Below are 14,822 nucleotides of genomic sequence, written 5' to 3' on the forward strand. Positions count from 1 at the left end.
TGATGCCGATGCCCGGCCTGCGGTTCTCCTCGTCACCCGCGAGCGGGTCGTTGTGGATGATGTCCTTCTGCATGGGACCTTCTCCTCTCCGTGGCGTGTTCGCCGGTGTGGTGCTCCCCCGCTCCGGACGGAGCAGGGTGTCTGGGTGGGGCGGCCGGCCGGCCGCGCAGTTCCCGGTCCAGGAAGACCAGGGCCCGGCGCAGCACGGTGACGTGGTCGCCGCCGTCGTAGCCGTCGTGGCCGGAGTCGAGCCACAGTGCTTCGTGCCGGACTCCGCTCGCGCGCAGCGCGGCCAGGTAGCCGCGGATCTGGCCGGGCGGGCACTTGGCGTCATGGCCTGCGCCCGCCACCAGCAGCGGGGCGCGGACCGCGGCGGCGTAGTGGATGGGCGAGCTGCGCGCGTACCGTTCGGGAACCTCGTCGGGTGTGCCGCCGAAGAGCCGCTCGTCGAGGGCGCGCAGCGCGGGAGTGGTGGTGCGGTGGGCGGCGACGCAGTCGGCGACCGGTTTGACCGCCACCCCCGCCTGCCACAGTCCGGGACGGGTGCCGAGGGCCAGCAGGACGAGGTAGCCGCCCCAGGAGGTGCCCCACAGGCCGACGGCGTCGGGGCGGATGAGCCGGCGGGCGACGAGGTCGGCGCGCACGGACGCCAGATCCTCGACCTGGGTGAGGCCGACTCCGTCCCCGAAGGCGCGCCGCCAGCGTGGCCCGTAGCCGGTGGAGCCGCGGTAGTTGACGCGGGCAACGGCGAAGCCGGAGGCGACCAGGGAGTGGACGACGCCGTCGTAGGCGTCGCGGTCGTGGTCGGCGGGCCCGCCGTGCACCAGGAACACCGCGGCGGGCGGACCGTGCGGTGCCTCGGGCAGGCTGAGCAGGGTGTGTACGGGCCCGTCCGGGCCGGGGGTCCACAGGTCCCGGTGGGTGCCGGGGACCGGGCCGGCGAGCGTGGGCAGCTCGGGCAGCGCGGTGCCCCGCGTGGAGTGCAGCCGGGGCGGGTGGCCGGCGGCTGTCCAGAGGTGGTGCAGATCGTGTCCGGGCCGGGTGGCCGCGTCCAGAACGGTGCCCGGTGGGGTGGATACGGCGGTGCGGGTGCGGGCGGTGAGGTCGGCGCGATGCAGGGTGGAGCGGCCGTGGCGGTCCTGGCGGACCAGGACGGAACGCCCGTCGGCGTCCCAGCGGGCGGTGATCTCCGTGTCGAAGGCGCACCAGTCGTGAAGGGTCAGTCCGGTGCCGGGCCGCCAGGTCGCGATGACGTAGCGGTCGGCGCACTCGCGGACGAGGAGGAGTTCCTCGCCGTCCCCGGCAGGGGCGAAGCCCAGGCACCACAGCCGGCCGGTGTCGCCGGCGGGCAGGACGGCCCGTACGGCGCCGTCATGGGTGAGGACGGTGACGGCTTCGGCACCGGCGAGGGCCAGCAGCCGGCCGCCGGGGGTGATGCCGGTGAGGGTGGCGAGGCCGTCGGTCCGGGCCACTGTGCGTGCAGTACCGCCGCGTGGGCCCACGTGGACGGTGGTGGCGTGGCCGTCGCCGGCCGCGAGGGCGACGGTGCCGTGGTCGCTCACCGCCAGGCCCCGGGGAAGCCCGGCCGGGACGTTCGTCAGACCCAGCCGGTCGGGGCCCCCGGCGAAGGGCTGGAACCACCACCGTCCCACCCCGTGTTCGTCCTCGTCGAACCACCACACGTACGCGTCCCGGTCGATGGCGCCGTGCAGGGTGCCCCGGGGGCGCCGGGTGACCTGCCGGGCGCTGCGGGTGGCGGCGTCCCAGGCGAACACCTCGCAGCGGCCCTCGGCGTCGGCGGTGAAGACCATCCTGGCCGGGTCGCCGGCACACACCTCCGGCAGGGCGGCCCGGTAGACCCGGTAGCCGCCGCTCACCGGACGCCCTCCGCCGCGAGCAGGCCGCGTACCGGACGCCGGGAGCTGTGCGCCGCGAGCAGGGCCAGCAGCACTCCGCAGACGACCGCGGGTGCCGCGTCGGAGACCCGGTCGGCGAGCGTTCCGGCGAGGACGGGTGCCAGGGCGGCGGCACCCGTGGTCGCGGTGGCCAGGACCGCTCCGGTGCGGGCCTGCAACGCGGGCTCGGTGACCTGGAGGGCACGCGTCTGGAGCACGACGGAGGCGAGTGGCATCAGCAGACACACCAGGCCGAACAGCAGCCCGTACGCCCATGCCCCGGTGACACTGGCGAGCGCGGCCGCGAGCGGGACCAGCAGCCAGGTCACGGCGGTCACGACCCGTGGTGCGCCGTAGCGCCGGGCCACGCGCGGCGCGGCGAGCGCGCCCGCCAGGCCCGCGGTACCCGACAGGGCGAGGATCGCGCCGAGCACGGCGCCGGCGTGGCCGTCTCGGCGGAGTGTGAAGACGGCTCCGTAGTACAGCGCCACCACGACGGCGTTGACGAGGGTGCCCCAGACCAGGACCAGCCGCAGCACCGGTGAGGATTGCACCAGCCGCAGCCCGGCCGCGCCCTCCCGCAGCGGTCCCTCGCCGCGCTGCCGCGTGACCGGTGCGGTGAGGTCCGCGCGCAGGGCCGAGACGCACAGTGCGCTGATGACGTAGGAGAGGGCGTCGGCGAGGAACGGCAGCGCGCGGGCGGCCTGGTAGAGGACCCCGCCGAGCATCGGGCCTGCGATCAGCGCGCCTTGGTCGGCGGCGGTGAGCCGGGCGATCGCCCGGGGCTGCTCGGGGCCCGGGCAGATGAGTACGACCGTTCCCCGGGCCGCCGCCTCGAAGCAGGCGGTCGCCAGGCGTTCGACCAGTACGGCGGCGAGGATCAGGCCCAGGGGCGGCCGGCCGGCGGCGAGAGCGAGTGCCGCACAGCCGATGGCGAGCGCGGCGACGGCCGCGGACCCGGTCATCACCCGCTTGCGAGCGCCCCGGTCGGCGGGTAACGCGACGAGCGGGCCGAGCAGGAGCCCGACGGCGGTGGAGACACCGGCGAGCAGGCCGACCGTCTGGGGCGAGCTGCCCATCCCCAGCAGGAGCAGCGGGAGGACGGTGCCGGAGGCCTGACTGCCGACCCCGTCGGCGGCGTTGGCCGACCACAGAAGCCGGAAGTCGCGTAACACTGGCCGTTCCACTGAGCACCTCACCGTTGTGGCGAAACTGTGCAGAAAGTGTGGCGGTGATGAAGCGAGCGGGATCGTAATCGAGCCCGAACAGGCGTCACAAGAGCCCGCTGTGTGTGGCCAGATTCGTGTCGTACGGCGCCGGGGCAGGGTTGATCGGACACAAGGGGAAAAGAAGGGTGATCATTCCGGATAAGAGAGCCTGAATTCCGTTCTTTCCAGGGGAAACGTGCGACGGCTCAGGTGCTCCGCCCGGGGGCGCGGCGACGAGACGCCGGCCGGCCGTGCGACAAGGACTCGGCCAGGGCGCCGCTTTCGACCGAGAACGTTCGCCGCGGCGCACGGTGATCCGCCGTGCGCGGTCAGCGGTGCCGCCGCCCAGCGAGCCGTACGTCGACTGCGGTGAGCGCCAGGGCCAGCGGCCCGGGGGTCAGGAAGGCGAGGGGCGGGAGCGCCCAGGCGCCGGCGGCGGCTGTGGCCAGGGCGAGGAGGATCAGGCCGGTGCCGCCGGGGTCGTGGACCGTGTCACGGGCGGCGGCGCGCAGGGCCGTTGCCCACTCGGTGAGGGACTCGGGGCGGGCGCAGGTGCGGAGTCCGACCAGGCAGGCGCCGGCCGTGATGGCCGAGGCGGCGACGGTGAAGAGCGGGCCGCCGGGCAGGCCGGCGCGAGCCAGGGCGAGGTCGGCGGCCGAGAGGAGCAGCACGGCCAGGGTCAGGGCCCCGGCCGCGAGGTCGGCGCGGCGCAGGCGTCGGCGGAGCAGCGCCGCGTACCGTCCGGCGGTGGCGGGCCGGTCCTCCCCCACGCCGCGCAGGACTGCGCAGGCGGTGGACAGGGCGGCCGGTGCGGTGAGCAGCGGCAGGCAGGCCACGGCGGTGGCGAGGCCGACGCTGAGCATGTCGGCGAACAGGGTCATCCGGGGGCCGAACAGCTCGCCCGGCTCGCGGGTGCGGGGTTGGGACATCGTGCTCACCCCTTCAGCCCGGAGCTGGCCATGCCCTCCACGAGGAAGCGCTGGAAGGCGAGGAAGAACAGCACGATCGGCAGCAGGGCGATCACCGACATCGCGAACATCGGGCCGAACGACGACTGGCTGGAGGCGTCCACGAAGGAGCGCAGCGCCAGGGTGAGGGTGAACTTGTCCGGGTCGAAGAGGTAGATGAGCTGGGTGAAGAAGTCGTTCCAGGTCCAGATGAACGTGAAGATCGCGGTGGTGATCAGGGCGGGCCGGGTCAGCGGCAGGACGATGGAGAAGAAGCTGCGGAAGGACCCGCAGCCGTCGATGCGGGCGGCCTCCTCCAGTTCCCGGGGCAGGCCGCGCATGAACTGCACGATGAGGAAGACGAAGAACGCCTCGGTGGCGAGGAACTTCGGCAGAATCAGCGGCCAGTAGGTGTTCACCAGGCCGAGTTTGTTGAAGATGATGTACTGCGGGATCAGGACCGCGTGGTGCGGCAGCATGATCGTGGCGATCATGAAGGCGAACAGCGGGCGGCGCATCCGGAAGCGGAGCCGGGCGAAGGCGTAGGCGGCGAGGGAGCAGCTGAACACGTTGCCGAGGACGGCGCCGCCCGCGATCAGCAGCGAGTTGCCGAGCAGCCGCCAGACGGAGACGCCGTTCACGCCGTCCAGGGCGGTGGTGTAGTTCGACCATGCGAGGTGGCTGGGCAGCAGGTCGAGGCTGGCGATGACCTCGTTCGCGGGTTTCAGCGAGGTGGCCAGCAACCAGGCCAGCGGGTACAGCATGACGAGCAGAGCGGCCAGGCAGCCGGCGTGCAGGGCGATCCGTCCCCAGGCAACCTTCTTGCGGTGAAGGGCAGTTGTGGTCATCGCTCCCCCTCGGAGGCGTAGAAGACCCAGGAGCGTGAGGTGCGGAAGAGTATGGCGGTGACGGCTCCGATGACGAGCAGCAGGACCCAGGCCATGGCGGAGGCGTAGCCCATGTGGGAGGCGACGAAGCCCCGGTCGTAGAGGTAGAGGGTGTAGACCAGCGTGGAGTCGGCGGGGCCGCCCTTGCCGGCGCTGATCGCGAAGGCAGGGGTGAAGACCTGGAAGGCCTGGATGGTCTGGAGGACCAGGTTGAAGAACAGCACCGGGGACAGCATCGGCACGGTCACGGAGACGAACTGCCGCCATTTTCCTGCCCCGTCGACGGCGGCGGCCTCGTACAGCTCGGCGGGTATCTGCTGGAGTCCGGCGAGGAAGATGACCATGGGGGCGCCGAACTGCCAGACGGTCAGCAGGGCGACGGCCAGCAGGGCCCAGCCCGGCTGGTTGACCCAGCCGCCGGTGCCGAGGAGATGGTCCACGGTACCGCCGTCGTTGAAGACCGCCCGCCACACCAGGGCGACGGACATCGACGCGCCCAGCAGCGAGGGGGCGTAGAACGCGGAACGGTAGAAGCCCTTGCCGCGTTTCATGCCCTTCAGGGCGAGGGCGACCACCAGCGCGAGGCCCAGCTGGAGGGGTACGGCGATCACGACATAGGTGAGGGTCGTCAGCACCGAGCGCCAGTAGCGCGAGTCCTCGGTGAACATCTGCACGTAGTTGCGCAGGCCCACCCAGTGCGGCGGGTTGAACAGGTCGTAGTCGGTGAACGACAGATACAGCGACACGGCCATCGGCAGCAGAGTCAGCACGGTCGCGCCGAGCACCCACGGGGAGAGGAACACCCAGGCGGCGCCCTGGCGTTCGCGTGCCGGGCGGCGCTGTGCCGAGGCGGCGGACCGGCGGGCGGTGGGTACGGGGACGTCGGTGGTGGTCATGACCTCAGCTCCGCCTTCGCCTCGGTGACATAGTTCTCGGCCGCCGTGCGGGGCGACATGCGCTCGTACGACACCTGGTCGTAGTCGCGCTGGAAGGTGGTCTGCAGCGCGTTGTCGCCGGAGGGCGGGGCCTGCGGCGGATCCTTGAGGGTGCCTTCCAGGGAGGCCTGGTAGTCGGCGACGGTCCGGTCGAAGCCGGTGAGCCGGGGTCCGATGTCCTTGCGGATCGTCTCGTTGACGGGGATGCCGCGGGTCGCGCCGAGGATCTTCGCCGCGTCGGGGTCGTTGACGAGGAAGTCGATCAACTGGGCGGCCTGCGTGGCGTGACGGGTGTGGGCTCCGACACCGAGGAACATCGACGGCTTGAAGTACTGGCCGGGGGTGCCGTCCGCGCCGGAGGGCATCGGGGCGAGCGCCACGCCGCCCTTGACGAGGGCGCCGTAACCGCTGGCGGGGGCGTCCCAGTTGACGTCGGAGGTGGCCTTGCCGCGGCCGAGCGGGGTGTTCTCGACGGATCCGTCGAGCTGGGTGGTCTGCTCGGCGGGCGATACGGCGCCCTCGCGGCGCAGCCGGTCGGTGAAGGTCCACCAGCGGGTGAGGTCGGCGGCGGTGAAGCCGAGCCCCCGGTCCTTGGCGTAGAGGGACTTGCCCTGGCCGCGCAGCCAGATCTCGAAGGCGTCCTCGCTCTGCCCGGGGTCGGTGCCGCCCGGCCGGCCGGTCTTCTTCGCCAGGGCGCGCATCGCGCCGGCCCACTGGTCCCAGGTCCAGCCGCGGCCGGGCAGCGGCACTCCGGAGCGGCGCCAGGCCTGGACGTCGTAGACGACGGTCTCGGTGCCCCGGCCCTGCGGAACCGCGTACTGCGCGCCGCGGACCCGGCCGGTGGCGAGCAGTCCGGGGTCGATGCCGTCGGTGCGCAGTAACCGCCGCTGCCGGCCCAGGTCGAGCAGGACGCCGCCGGAGGCGTACTGGTCGATCTGCCGGTAGTCGAGCTGCATCACGTCGGGGGCGTCGCCGCCGGCGGCCTGGGTGGCGAGCTTCTGCTTGTAGGCGTCGTAGCCGGAGAACGACGTCTGCACCCGTACGTCCGGATGCCGCTGTTCGAACAGGGCGACGGCCTTCTCGGTGCGCGCGGCGCGGTCGGGGTTGCCCCACCACGTGTAGCGCAGCACGATCCTGCCGCCGCCGGCCGACTCCCCGGATCCGCCGCAGCCGGCCAGCACCGCGCACAGGGCGAGTGCGGCGGCCGACGCGCAGAACCCCTTTGTCCTGTGTCCGGGCATGCCGAGGTCACCTCTTCCTCTTCTCGGAGGTCTCCCAACCAGCCGCCGCCGCTACCGGCCCACGGGTTTGCCGTCGTACGGCAGCGTCGTGCCGGGCAGGGCGTACTCGTCCCGGCGCCCGCACATCCCGAAGCCGCCCAGGCGGCTCGGCTCGCTCCGATAGGCGGTCGCGTCGGCGAGGTAGGCCGGCTCGCCCGACTCCAGGGCGTCGAGCTGGGCGCCGGTGCGTTCGGCGGCGGCGAGGGCGCCGGCCCGCCACAGCTCGCGCCAGGCGGGCACCCGGGCCCGGACCAGGCGGGCGGCGGCCCGCTGGAACGCGCGGTACGGGCCGTTGTCGCCGGCGATCATGGCCTCGCGCAAGGCGAGATAGCCCTCGACGGCCAGGTCACGGCGGCGCCGGGCGGCGGCCTCGGTGTCCGGGCCGGTGCCCGGCGGGAGGGTGGCGGCGGCCGCGTACCGCTCGGGGTCGGCGAGCACCTCGGGCGGGAAGGTGAACACGGCGTCCCCGGCCTCGGGCAGGCCGCTGTTCTGCATGAGCACCGTGATCCGCAGATCGCCGCCCTGCACCATGCGGTGCACGGTGCCCGGGGTGAACCAGGCGAGTGAGCCGGGCCCCAGCGGGATGTCCCGGTAGCCGTCGGGGCTCAGGGTCTGCACCGCACCCCGGCCGGCGGTGACGACGTACGCCTCGGTGCAGACCAGGTGCAGATGCGGGCTGCCGCCGCAGACACCGTCGGCGGCCTCCCAGTCGTAGGCGCTCAGGTGCGACAGACCGACGGCGCCGGGCAGTGGGGAGGAGAGTTCACTCACCACGGCAGGCCCTCCAGGTGGCGGGTGACCCGGTCGCGGTCCCAGGCGCCGTCGGCGATCACCACCCGGTAGCGGTAGCCGAAGCTCTCCCCCGGCGGCAGGGCGAACTCCTCGAAGAAGGCCCAGGAGAACGCGACGGTCGGGATCGGCTCGGAGCGGACGAACCAGTGCGAGGCGTGGATCGCGGACGACTGGTCGAGGTTCTCCGGGGCGTGCGCGAAGACGAGCGTGGAGTGGGCGTCGGTCTCGTCGTGTTCAGTGGTGAAGGCCAGCCAGGGCCCCTGACTGCCCATCACTTTTCCGGCGCCGACGCCCGGTTCGGAGTCGGGCGTGAACACGGCGCCGCCGGTGAAGTCGCGCGGACCGCGCCACTGGAGCCCGGTGTAGCCGGCCATCTCGCGGCCGGCGGTGGTCGGCGAGCCGAACAGCAGGGGCTCGTCATGGGTGTTGGTGAGCTGGATGGACCAGTCCAGGGTCCAGGCGCCGGTCTCCTCGTCCACCGAGTGCACCGCCAGGCCACGCACCTCGCGCGCCCATTCCCGGCCGCCGTTCTCGACCCAGGTCAACTCCTCGGTGACATCGAGGCGTTCATCGGTCACGGCGATCTCGGTGAAGCCGTCGTGCCGCATCGAGCCGACCCGGTCGGGCAGCCGCAGGTAACCCTCGCCGTGCACATAGCAGTTGCCGCCCCAGAAGTTCTGCCCGGACAGATGACTGGCCGTCATCTGCAGGCCCTTGTGCCAGCGGTGGTCGTTCGGCCGGTACCCGGTCACCGTGCGCCCGGCGAGGGTGCGCAGCGGGTGGGCGTAGGGCTTGCGGGCCTCGAAGGCGTCCGGGTCGGGCCGGTAGACGTAGCGGAGGATCTCGGTTCCGTTGGATGCCTGGACCGCGAGGTGCTCGCCGTGGACATGGCTGACTCGTATGCTCATGCGCGCTCCTTCGGGGCCCAGTCGGGGTGGTCGCCGTGCATGGCCGCGTAGTAGGGGTCGCCAGGGCCGATCTCGCCTGCGCGCACCGGCTGCCCGGTGAACGCCGCCTTGTACAGGGCGGCGGCGAACTCCAGGGTGGCGCGCGCCTCGGGACCGCTGCCCGGGGGACGCTCGCCGCGGTCGAACGCGTCGAGGAGGGTGCCGAGCTGGGCGGTGTGCGAGCTGGGCACGTCCTGCGCCGGGGTCCGCCAGGCCGCGGCTCGCTCGGGATCGACGTGCGGCGCGGGGGTGTACACCCAATCGTCGTTGCTGTGCCCGTACAGATGGGTCAGTTCCAGTGTGGCGTCGGCGCAGTCGACGCGGATGCGGCTGACCTCGTGCGGAGACAGGACGCTGTTGACGACGGTGGCGAGCGCACCGCCGCGGAAGCGGACCAGGGCGGTGGAGACGTCCTCGCTCTCGACGTCGTGGACCAGCCGGCCCGCCATGGCCCGCATCTCCTCCCACTCCCCCAGCAGGTGCAGCAGCAAGTCGTACTGGTGGATGCCGTGCCCCATGGTCGGCCCGCCGCCCTCGCTCGCCCACCGGCCGCGCCACGGCACGGCGTAGTAGCCGGCGTCCCGGTGCCAGGTGGTCTGGCAGTGCGCGACCAGCGGGGTGCCCAGCTCGCCGCGCGTGATCAGGTCCCGGGCGTGTACGGCGCCGGAGCCGTAGCGGTGCTGGAAGATGACCGAGGCATAGGCGCCGGAGGCCTCCTCGGCGGCGGCGATGTCGTCGTACTCGGCCAGCGACAGACACAGCGGCTTCTCGCACAGCACCCAGGCGCCCGCCTTGAGCGCTGCCACGGTCTGCTCACGGTGCAGGGCGGGCGGAGTGCCGATGAGAACCAGATCGGGGCGTACGGCGTCGAGCATGGCCTCGGTCGAGGTGAACCCGGCGACCCGCGCACCCGCCTCCTGCCGGAAGGCCTCCAGTCTCCCCTCGTCCACATCGACGGCGGCGACGAGTTCGACGCGCTCCGCATGGGCTCTGAGCGCGGGAAGATGACTGCCGGTGACGATGGCGCCGGTGCCGATGACAGCGACACGGCGGCGGGGTGCGGACAAGGGCATACGGCGCTCCTGAGGGCTCGGCACACGGATTCAAGCACAAGGGAGAAAGCGCTTGCTCCGTACGAGGCGACCCTAGGGGCGCAGGGATTGTCAGGACAACCCCTGTGCGGGGAGAAATCGCTGGTGGCCGTGGCCTCGGCACAGGTGCCGGTCCTGGTCCACGCCTCGTCCGTCGGCGCGTACTCTCCGGGCTCCAAGGACGGTGATGGACGAGAGCCGGCCGACGCAGGGCCGGCCGGACTTCGCATACGGCCGCGAGTAGGCCTGCCTGGAGCGGACGCTGGACGTCTTCGAGCGTGATGAACAGGTGCGGCACACGGACGACGCCGCGCGCCTTCCGTCTTGCGCTGCGTTCCGTCTTGCGCTGCGTTCCGCCGCCGCACGAGAGGCCTTCAACGTCGCCGCCGAGCCCGTGGTGAACGCCGGCCTGCCCGCGCAGATGCCGGACCGCCGCCCGATACGGCTGACCCGTACGACCGCCCGATACGGCTGCCCCGTACGACCGCCCGATACCCCCCGTACGACCGCCCAGTCCGCGAGCGCCGCCGCCTCGCGGCCGCAGATCCTGCCCGCGTGCCCGCAGCAACCGGAGCGCTCCGCGCCGGAGGTGCTGCGAGAGTTCGTGAACGGGCTTCGGGAGGGTGCCGGGGAGGACACCGCCCCCTTCTTGCACGGCCGCAAGGCAGGCTGAACGCGAAGCGGCCCGCTGCGGCCCTGCTCAGGAATCTGCCCGCGACCGCTCGGCGGCGCCATGGCGCTCGGCCTCGTCCCTGATCAGCATCGACAGCAGAGAAGCCACGGTCAGGCCGGCCTCGGCCGGATGGCGCAGGATCTTGCTCGGATCGATCCGGTACTGGTTGACGCGCCCCTTGCGGGTGTGGGACAGGTAACCGTCCCGCTCCAGATCGGAGATGATCTTCTGGACGGCACGTTCCGTGAGCCGGCAGCGGGCCGCGATGTCACGGATACGCGCGTTGTGGTTGTCCGCGATGCTGGCCAGGACGCGCGCGTGACTGGTCAGGAACGTCCATCCGGTGTGCGGCTCGGGCACTCCGTCGACTACCACCATGCCCAAATCGTACGACTGCGCTTTCACGATCACAAAAACACGAAACAATATTCAGGTACGACTTGACGTGTCATGGGGTGCCGGATGAGCCTGGAGTCAGGCATGGGGAGGAGGCGATCATGCCGGAACAATCCTCCGAGAGGCCGTCGATCAGTGCGAACGGCCACCGCCCGTCTCCTCCTGCGAAGGCCCAGCTGCTGGTGCAGGCGGGGCGGGGACACCGCCGTGTGACCGTCACCGTGAGAGGCGAGTTCTTTCTCGACGACAGCCAGAGCCTGCGGCACGCCCTGTGCGACGCGCTCGCGAGGTCGGCGCAGGGAGTCGAACTGGACCTCAGCGGGCTGACGTTCGCCGACTGCTCCGCACTCAACGTGCTGCTGGCCGTGCGCCGCGAGGCGGTCGAGACGGGAAAGAGCGTCACCGTCACCGCTGCCAGCCCCGCCGCGGAGCGGCTGCTGACCTTCACGGACACCTACGACCTCTTCTCGGCCCGGCACGACGACGCCGGCCCGCCCGCCGGGAAACTCACGCCCCCCGGGAAGCCCGGACGGCGGCAGGAGGACACCGACGACGGCCTCCTGCAGACCGAGCTCGTCCAGCTCCGGCGTGCGCTGCGCACCCGCCCGGACATCGACCTGGCCCGCGGCATCCTCATGGCGTCCTTCGGCCTGGATGCCGACCAGGCATGGGAGGTGCTGGTCACGGCCTCCCAGCACACCAACACCAAGCTGCATCGCCTGGCCAGCGACGTGGTGACCACGGTGCGGGGCACTTCTTTGCCGGAACCCGTTCGCAGACAGCTCACGGCGGCCGTCGCCAGAACGCGCCACGCGGACGGTCATCCGCGCCGCCCGACCCTCACGGACTCGGCTCGGCAGGCGGTGTGCCGGACGCAGGAGTACTCATAGGCGGCGGACCGTGACGCGGGGCGGAGGGCGGAGGAGACACACTCGCTCACTTCTCCGCCCTCGGCCACACCCGGTTTCCCCGGTCCACCCGGATCCGAGCGAGGACGCCGGATGGCTCAGTCCTCGCCCCTGACGATGTTCCACTCAGCCCTTGTGTGCGCGGTGGGTGAGGCGCTCTCGCCCTCCACGGCGGCGGCACAGGTACGCAAGCCCTTGTTCCGGAGGCGACGCGCCTTGGCCCAGCCGCTTTCGGCCACTCGAAGAGACGTTTTCGGTGCGGTTCGCGTGGTCACTGCGTTTCATCTTCTCTCTGCGTGTTGCGTGCCACATCGAGTTGCCCGGTGTCGCGTGCGCAAACGTCGCCCCGCCATGTCGCCGCAGCTGAGCCCGAGTTGCGCGGAACACAGGCTCGTCGACGAGGGTCCGCGACACCTCCCTCGGCGTACGACTCGTCCGCCCGAACACCGCTCCCGCTTCCCTCTTCTCGGGGATGATCCGAGATGCCGGTTGTCTCGATCGGCGATGAGCGGTCGAAGTGCCGCTCCCGCCGCCGATCCGCCCTCAAGCGGCGATCGAAGCCTCCCAGTTGATCCGGTGGTCGTACTGCCAGGCCATTCTCTCCGGGGTGGCGAAGCGGGCGAAGAGCGGCAGGAGGGCGTCCCGGAACGTCCGGCCCACCGGCCCGGCGGCCTTACCGCTGTTGGTGCGGGCGGCCTGGGCGATGACGCGTTCGACCCGGCCGCGGCGGGCACGCTCGTAGGCGGTGAACGCCTGAGGGTACGGCAAGTCCCGCAGCGCCCGGGCGAGTTCCACGGCACTCTCCGCGGCGAGCGAGGCGCCCTGGCCTGAGCTGGGGGACGTGGCGTGGGCGGAGTCGCCGACCAGCACCATGCGGCCGCGATGCCAGTGCGGGACGTGCGGGAGATCCTCCATGGGTCCGGCCGTCACCAGGTCCTGGGGCGGAGTGCGCCGCAGCAGCTCCAGCGCGGGCACGCGGTCGTCGGCGAAGGCCTCGCCCAGCCGGCGCAGCCACTCCTCGTTCGTGGTCTGCCGCACGTGCGTCCATGTCAGGTAGGGGTGCGGAAGGTTGGCGAACCAGACGCCGGTGCCGTCGTCGAAGGATTGATGTCCGAAGAAGGCCCGTCGCCCGAAGGACATGTACATACGGTCGCCGGTGGGCGGCAGTCCGGCGCCGTCGACGCGGGCGCCGAAACCGAGGAGCCCCGAGTAGCGCGGCTGGGGTGCTCGGGGATCGATCAGCCGGCGCACGGTGGAGCGCAGGCCGTCCGCGCCGATCAGGATGTCGGCCTCCTCGCTGACGGTGCCGTCGGCGAAGACGGCCCGGATGCCGGTGCCGCTCTCCCGGACGTCGGCCAGTTCGTGGCCGTGGTGGACCGCGACGCCCTGGTCCAGGGCGAGGTCGTAGAGCCGCCGGTACAGGTCGGCGCGCCAGCTGAACTGCATGGGCTGGCGGATCTCGGTGATCACCCGGCCCTTGTGGTTCTGCAGCACGATGGCGTTCATCGGGGCGCCGATCCGGTCGACTCCGACCAGCCCGAGGGCAGCCCGGCCGTTCGGCGCGACGCTCAGGGCGCCGCCGATGCCGTCGGCGGTCGTGGCGTGGGACTCGTGTACGGCGGCCTCGATGCCGGCTCGGCGCAGCGCGAGGGCCGCGACCGGGCCGGCGATACCGCCTCCGATGACGATGGCGGTGCGGATGCGGTTCATGTCAGTGGGCCCTCTCCCGGGTCGGGTCGTCGACGACGGGCAGACCGCCCTCGCGGTGGGCGCGGCGCAGGTCGTCCAGGTAGGCGCGCGAGCACATGGCGGTGAGCTGGGCGGTGCCGCCGCGGCGGACGCGGATCTCGCCGTCGGTGACGGCGCCGGCCAGCCGCAGCCGGGCCGGGCCGGTGCCGGGCTGTGCGTCCTTCACGCGGCCGCGGCCGGAGAAGGCGAGGTCCCGGCCGTCCACGGCGACGTCTTCGGGCAGCAGCAGGGTGACCGCTGCGGAGACGAGCCTCAGGTGCACGGTGACCGGCTCGTCCCAGCTGATCCGCGGGGAGCGGAGGTCCAGCACGACGGTGGCGCGGCGGGCTCGTACGTCGAAGTCGGTGGCCTCGGTCCAATGCCCCAGGCGCTTCAGGGTGGCGTGGTCCGCGTGGATGCGCTCGGCGGACACGGTGAGCGGAGTGGCTGTCGTCATGGCTTGATAGTTGCAATGAAACTAGTCTCATGTCAACTAGTTCTTCTGAGATTGGCTCCGGTAGGCTCTGGCCATGCGCAGCTCCCCACTCGGCCTCACCGTTCTCTCGCTCCTGCACATGCGGCCACTGCACCCGTACGGCATCCAGCGGCTCATCAAGCAGTGGGGGAAGGATCAGGTCGTCAACGTCAGCCAGCGGGCGAGCCTGTACCGGACCATCGACCGGCTGCTCGAAGCGGGACTGATCGCGGTGCGCGAGACCAGCCGGGATCAGCAGTACCCGGAACGCACCGTCTACGAGGTGACGGAGGCGGGCCGTGCGGCGACGCGTGAGTGGTTGCGGGAGATGCTCGTGGCGCCGCGGGCGGAGTACCCCGAGTTCCCCGCCGCACTCTCCTTCACCATGATGCTGTTGCCGGGGGAGGTGGAGGCCGACCTGTCCGCGCGCGCCGCCCAAGTACGGGCTCGGATCGCCGAGTTGGCGGCCGCCGCCGAGGGCGCGCGAGAACTGGCGCTGCCCCGGGTCACCATGCTGGAGGACGAGTACCGGCGCGCCGTACTGACCGCGGAGCTCAACTGGCTCGACGCGGTCACGGCGGACCTGCGCTCAGGCACTCTCACCTGGGACTTCGAAACCCTGGCGGCGCTCGCCGAGGCTACGTCCTGAGGCGCTCCGCC

15 protein-coding genes are annotated in these 14,822 nt (G+C 72.1%); 3 read left to right on the forward strand and 12 right to left on the reverse strand.

The window, feature by feature from the left end; all coding sequences use genetic code 11:
* Positions 1 to 32 precede the first annotated feature (32 nt).
* The 9 genes from LE548_RS29390 to LE548_RS29430 all read right to left on the reverse strand — a co-directional run bounded on the left by LE548_RS29390 (position 33) and on the right by LE548_RS29430 (position 9,964).
* On the reverse strand, positions 33 to 1,811 hold the full coding sequence (locus LE548_RS29390; protein WP_225100183.1) for an alpha/beta fold hydrolase: 1,779 nt from the start codon (positions 1,809 to 1,811) through the stop codon (positions 33 to 35).
* Positions 1,812 to 1,873: 62 nt separating this feature from the next.
* Positions 1,874 to 3,070, reverse strand: a complete 1,197-nt coding sequence (locus LE548_RS29395) for an MFS transporter (protein WP_225099991.1) — start codon at positions 3,068 to 3,070, stop codon at positions 1,874 to 1,876.
* Positions 3,071 to 3,432: 362 nt separating this feature from the next.
* Complete coding sequence (locus LE548_RS29400) at positions 3,433 to 4,032, reverse strand: hypothetical protein (RefSeq protein ID WP_225099992.1); 600 nt, start codon at positions 4,030 to 4,032, stop codon at positions 3,433 to 3,435.
* A 5-nt stretch (positions 4,033 to 4,037) separates the two neighbouring features.
* Positions 4,038 to 4,898: a carbohydrate ABC transporter permease gene (locus LE548_RS29405; RefSeq protein WP_225099993.1), complete on the reverse strand. Its 861-nt coding sequence runs from the start codon at positions 4,896 to 4,898 to the stop codon at positions 4,038 to 4,040.
* Positions 4,895 to 5,833, reverse strand: coding sequence for a carbohydrate ABC transporter permease (locus LE548_RS29410; RefSeq protein ID WP_225099994.1), 939 nt, complete (start codon positions 5,831 to 5,833; stop codon positions 4,895 to 4,897). Before LE548_RS29410 ends, LE548_RS29405 begins: the two co-directional genes overlap by 4 nt.
* Entirely contained in the window at positions 5,830 to 7,113 is a 1,284-nt protein-coding gene (locus LE548_RS29415; protein ID WP_225099995.1) for an ABC transporter substrate-binding protein, read from the reverse strand. Before LE548_RS29415 ends, LE548_RS29410 begins: the two co-directional genes overlap by 4 nt.
* 51 nt (positions 7,114 to 7,164) lie before the next feature.
* Complete coding sequence (locus LE548_RS29420) at positions 7,165 to 7,926, reverse strand: cupin (protein WP_225099996.1); 762 nt, start codon at positions 7,924 to 7,926, stop codon at positions 7,165 to 7,167.
* Complete coding sequence (locus LE548_RS29425) at positions 7,920 to 8,852, reverse strand: PmoA family protein (RefSeq protein ID WP_225099997.1); 933 nt, start codon at positions 8,850 to 8,852, stop codon at positions 7,920 to 7,922. Before LE548_RS29425 ends, LE548_RS29420 begins: the two co-directional genes overlap by 7 nt.
* Complete coding sequence (locus LE548_RS29430) at positions 8,849 to 9,964, reverse strand: Gfo/Idh/MocA family protein (RefSeq protein WP_225099998.1); 1,116 nt, start codon at positions 9,962 to 9,964, stop codon at positions 8,849 to 8,851. Before LE548_RS29430 ends, LE548_RS29425 begins: the two co-directional genes overlap by 4 nt.
* Positions 9,965 to 10,376: 412 nt before the next feature.
* Here LE548_RS29430 and LE548_RS46615 point away from each other — a divergent pair, with 412 nt between their 5' ends.
* Positions 10,377 to 10,655, forward strand: a complete 279-nt coding sequence (locus tag LE548_RS46615; protein WP_374116191.1) for a hypothetical protein — start codon at positions 10,377 to 10,379, stop codon at positions 10,653 to 10,655.
* 27 nt (positions 10,656 to 10,682) lie between these two features.
* On the opposite strand, the gene LE548_RS29440 is transcribed toward LE548_RS46615, so the two are convergent.
* Positions 10,683 to 11,033 (reverse strand): helix-turn-helix domain-containing protein, encoded by a 351-nt coding sequence (locus tag LE548_RS29440; RefSeq protein ID WP_225099999.1) that lies wholly within the window; start codon positions 11,031 to 11,033, stop codon positions 10,683 to 10,685.
* 119 nt (positions 11,034 to 11,152) lie between these two features.
* Here LE548_RS29440 and LE548_RS29445 point away from each other — a divergent pair, with 119 nt between their 5' ends.
* Entirely contained in the window at positions 11,153 to 11,941 is a 789-nt protein-coding gene (locus LE548_RS29445; protein WP_225100000.1) for an ANTAR domain-containing protein, read from the forward strand.
* 561 nt (positions 11,942 to 12,502) lie between these two features.
* On the opposite strand, the gene LE548_RS29450 is transcribed toward LE548_RS29445, so the two are convergent.
* Positions 12,503 to 13,669 (reverse strand): NAD(P)/FAD-dependent oxidoreductase, encoded by a 1,167-nt coding sequence (locus tag LE548_RS29450; protein ID WP_225100001.1) that lies wholly within the window; start codon positions 13,667 to 13,669, stop codon positions 12,503 to 12,505.
* A 1-nt stretch (position 13,670) separates the two neighbouring features.
* Positions 13,671 to 14,144, reverse strand: a complete 474-nt coding sequence (locus LE548_RS29455) for a hypothetical protein (protein ID WP_225100002.1) — start codon at positions 14,142 to 14,144, stop codon at positions 13,671 to 13,673.
* Between the two features lie 73 nt (positions 14,145 to 14,217).
* Here LE548_RS29455 and LE548_RS29460 point away from each other — a divergent pair, with 73 nt between their 5' ends.
* Positions 14,218 to 14,811: a PadR family transcriptional regulator gene (locus LE548_RS29460; RefSeq protein ID WP_225100003.1), complete on the forward strand. Its 594-nt coding sequence runs from the start codon at positions 14,218 to 14,220 to the stop codon at positions 14,809 to 14,811.
* The last annotated feature ends 11 nt before the right edge of the window (positions 14,812 to 14,822 follow it).

This window comes from Streptomyces sp. CoH27 (assembly GCF_020181035.1).
Classification (GTDB): Bacteria; Actinomycetota; Actinomycetes; order Streptomycetales; family Streptomycetaceae; genus Streptomyces; species Streptomyces camelliae.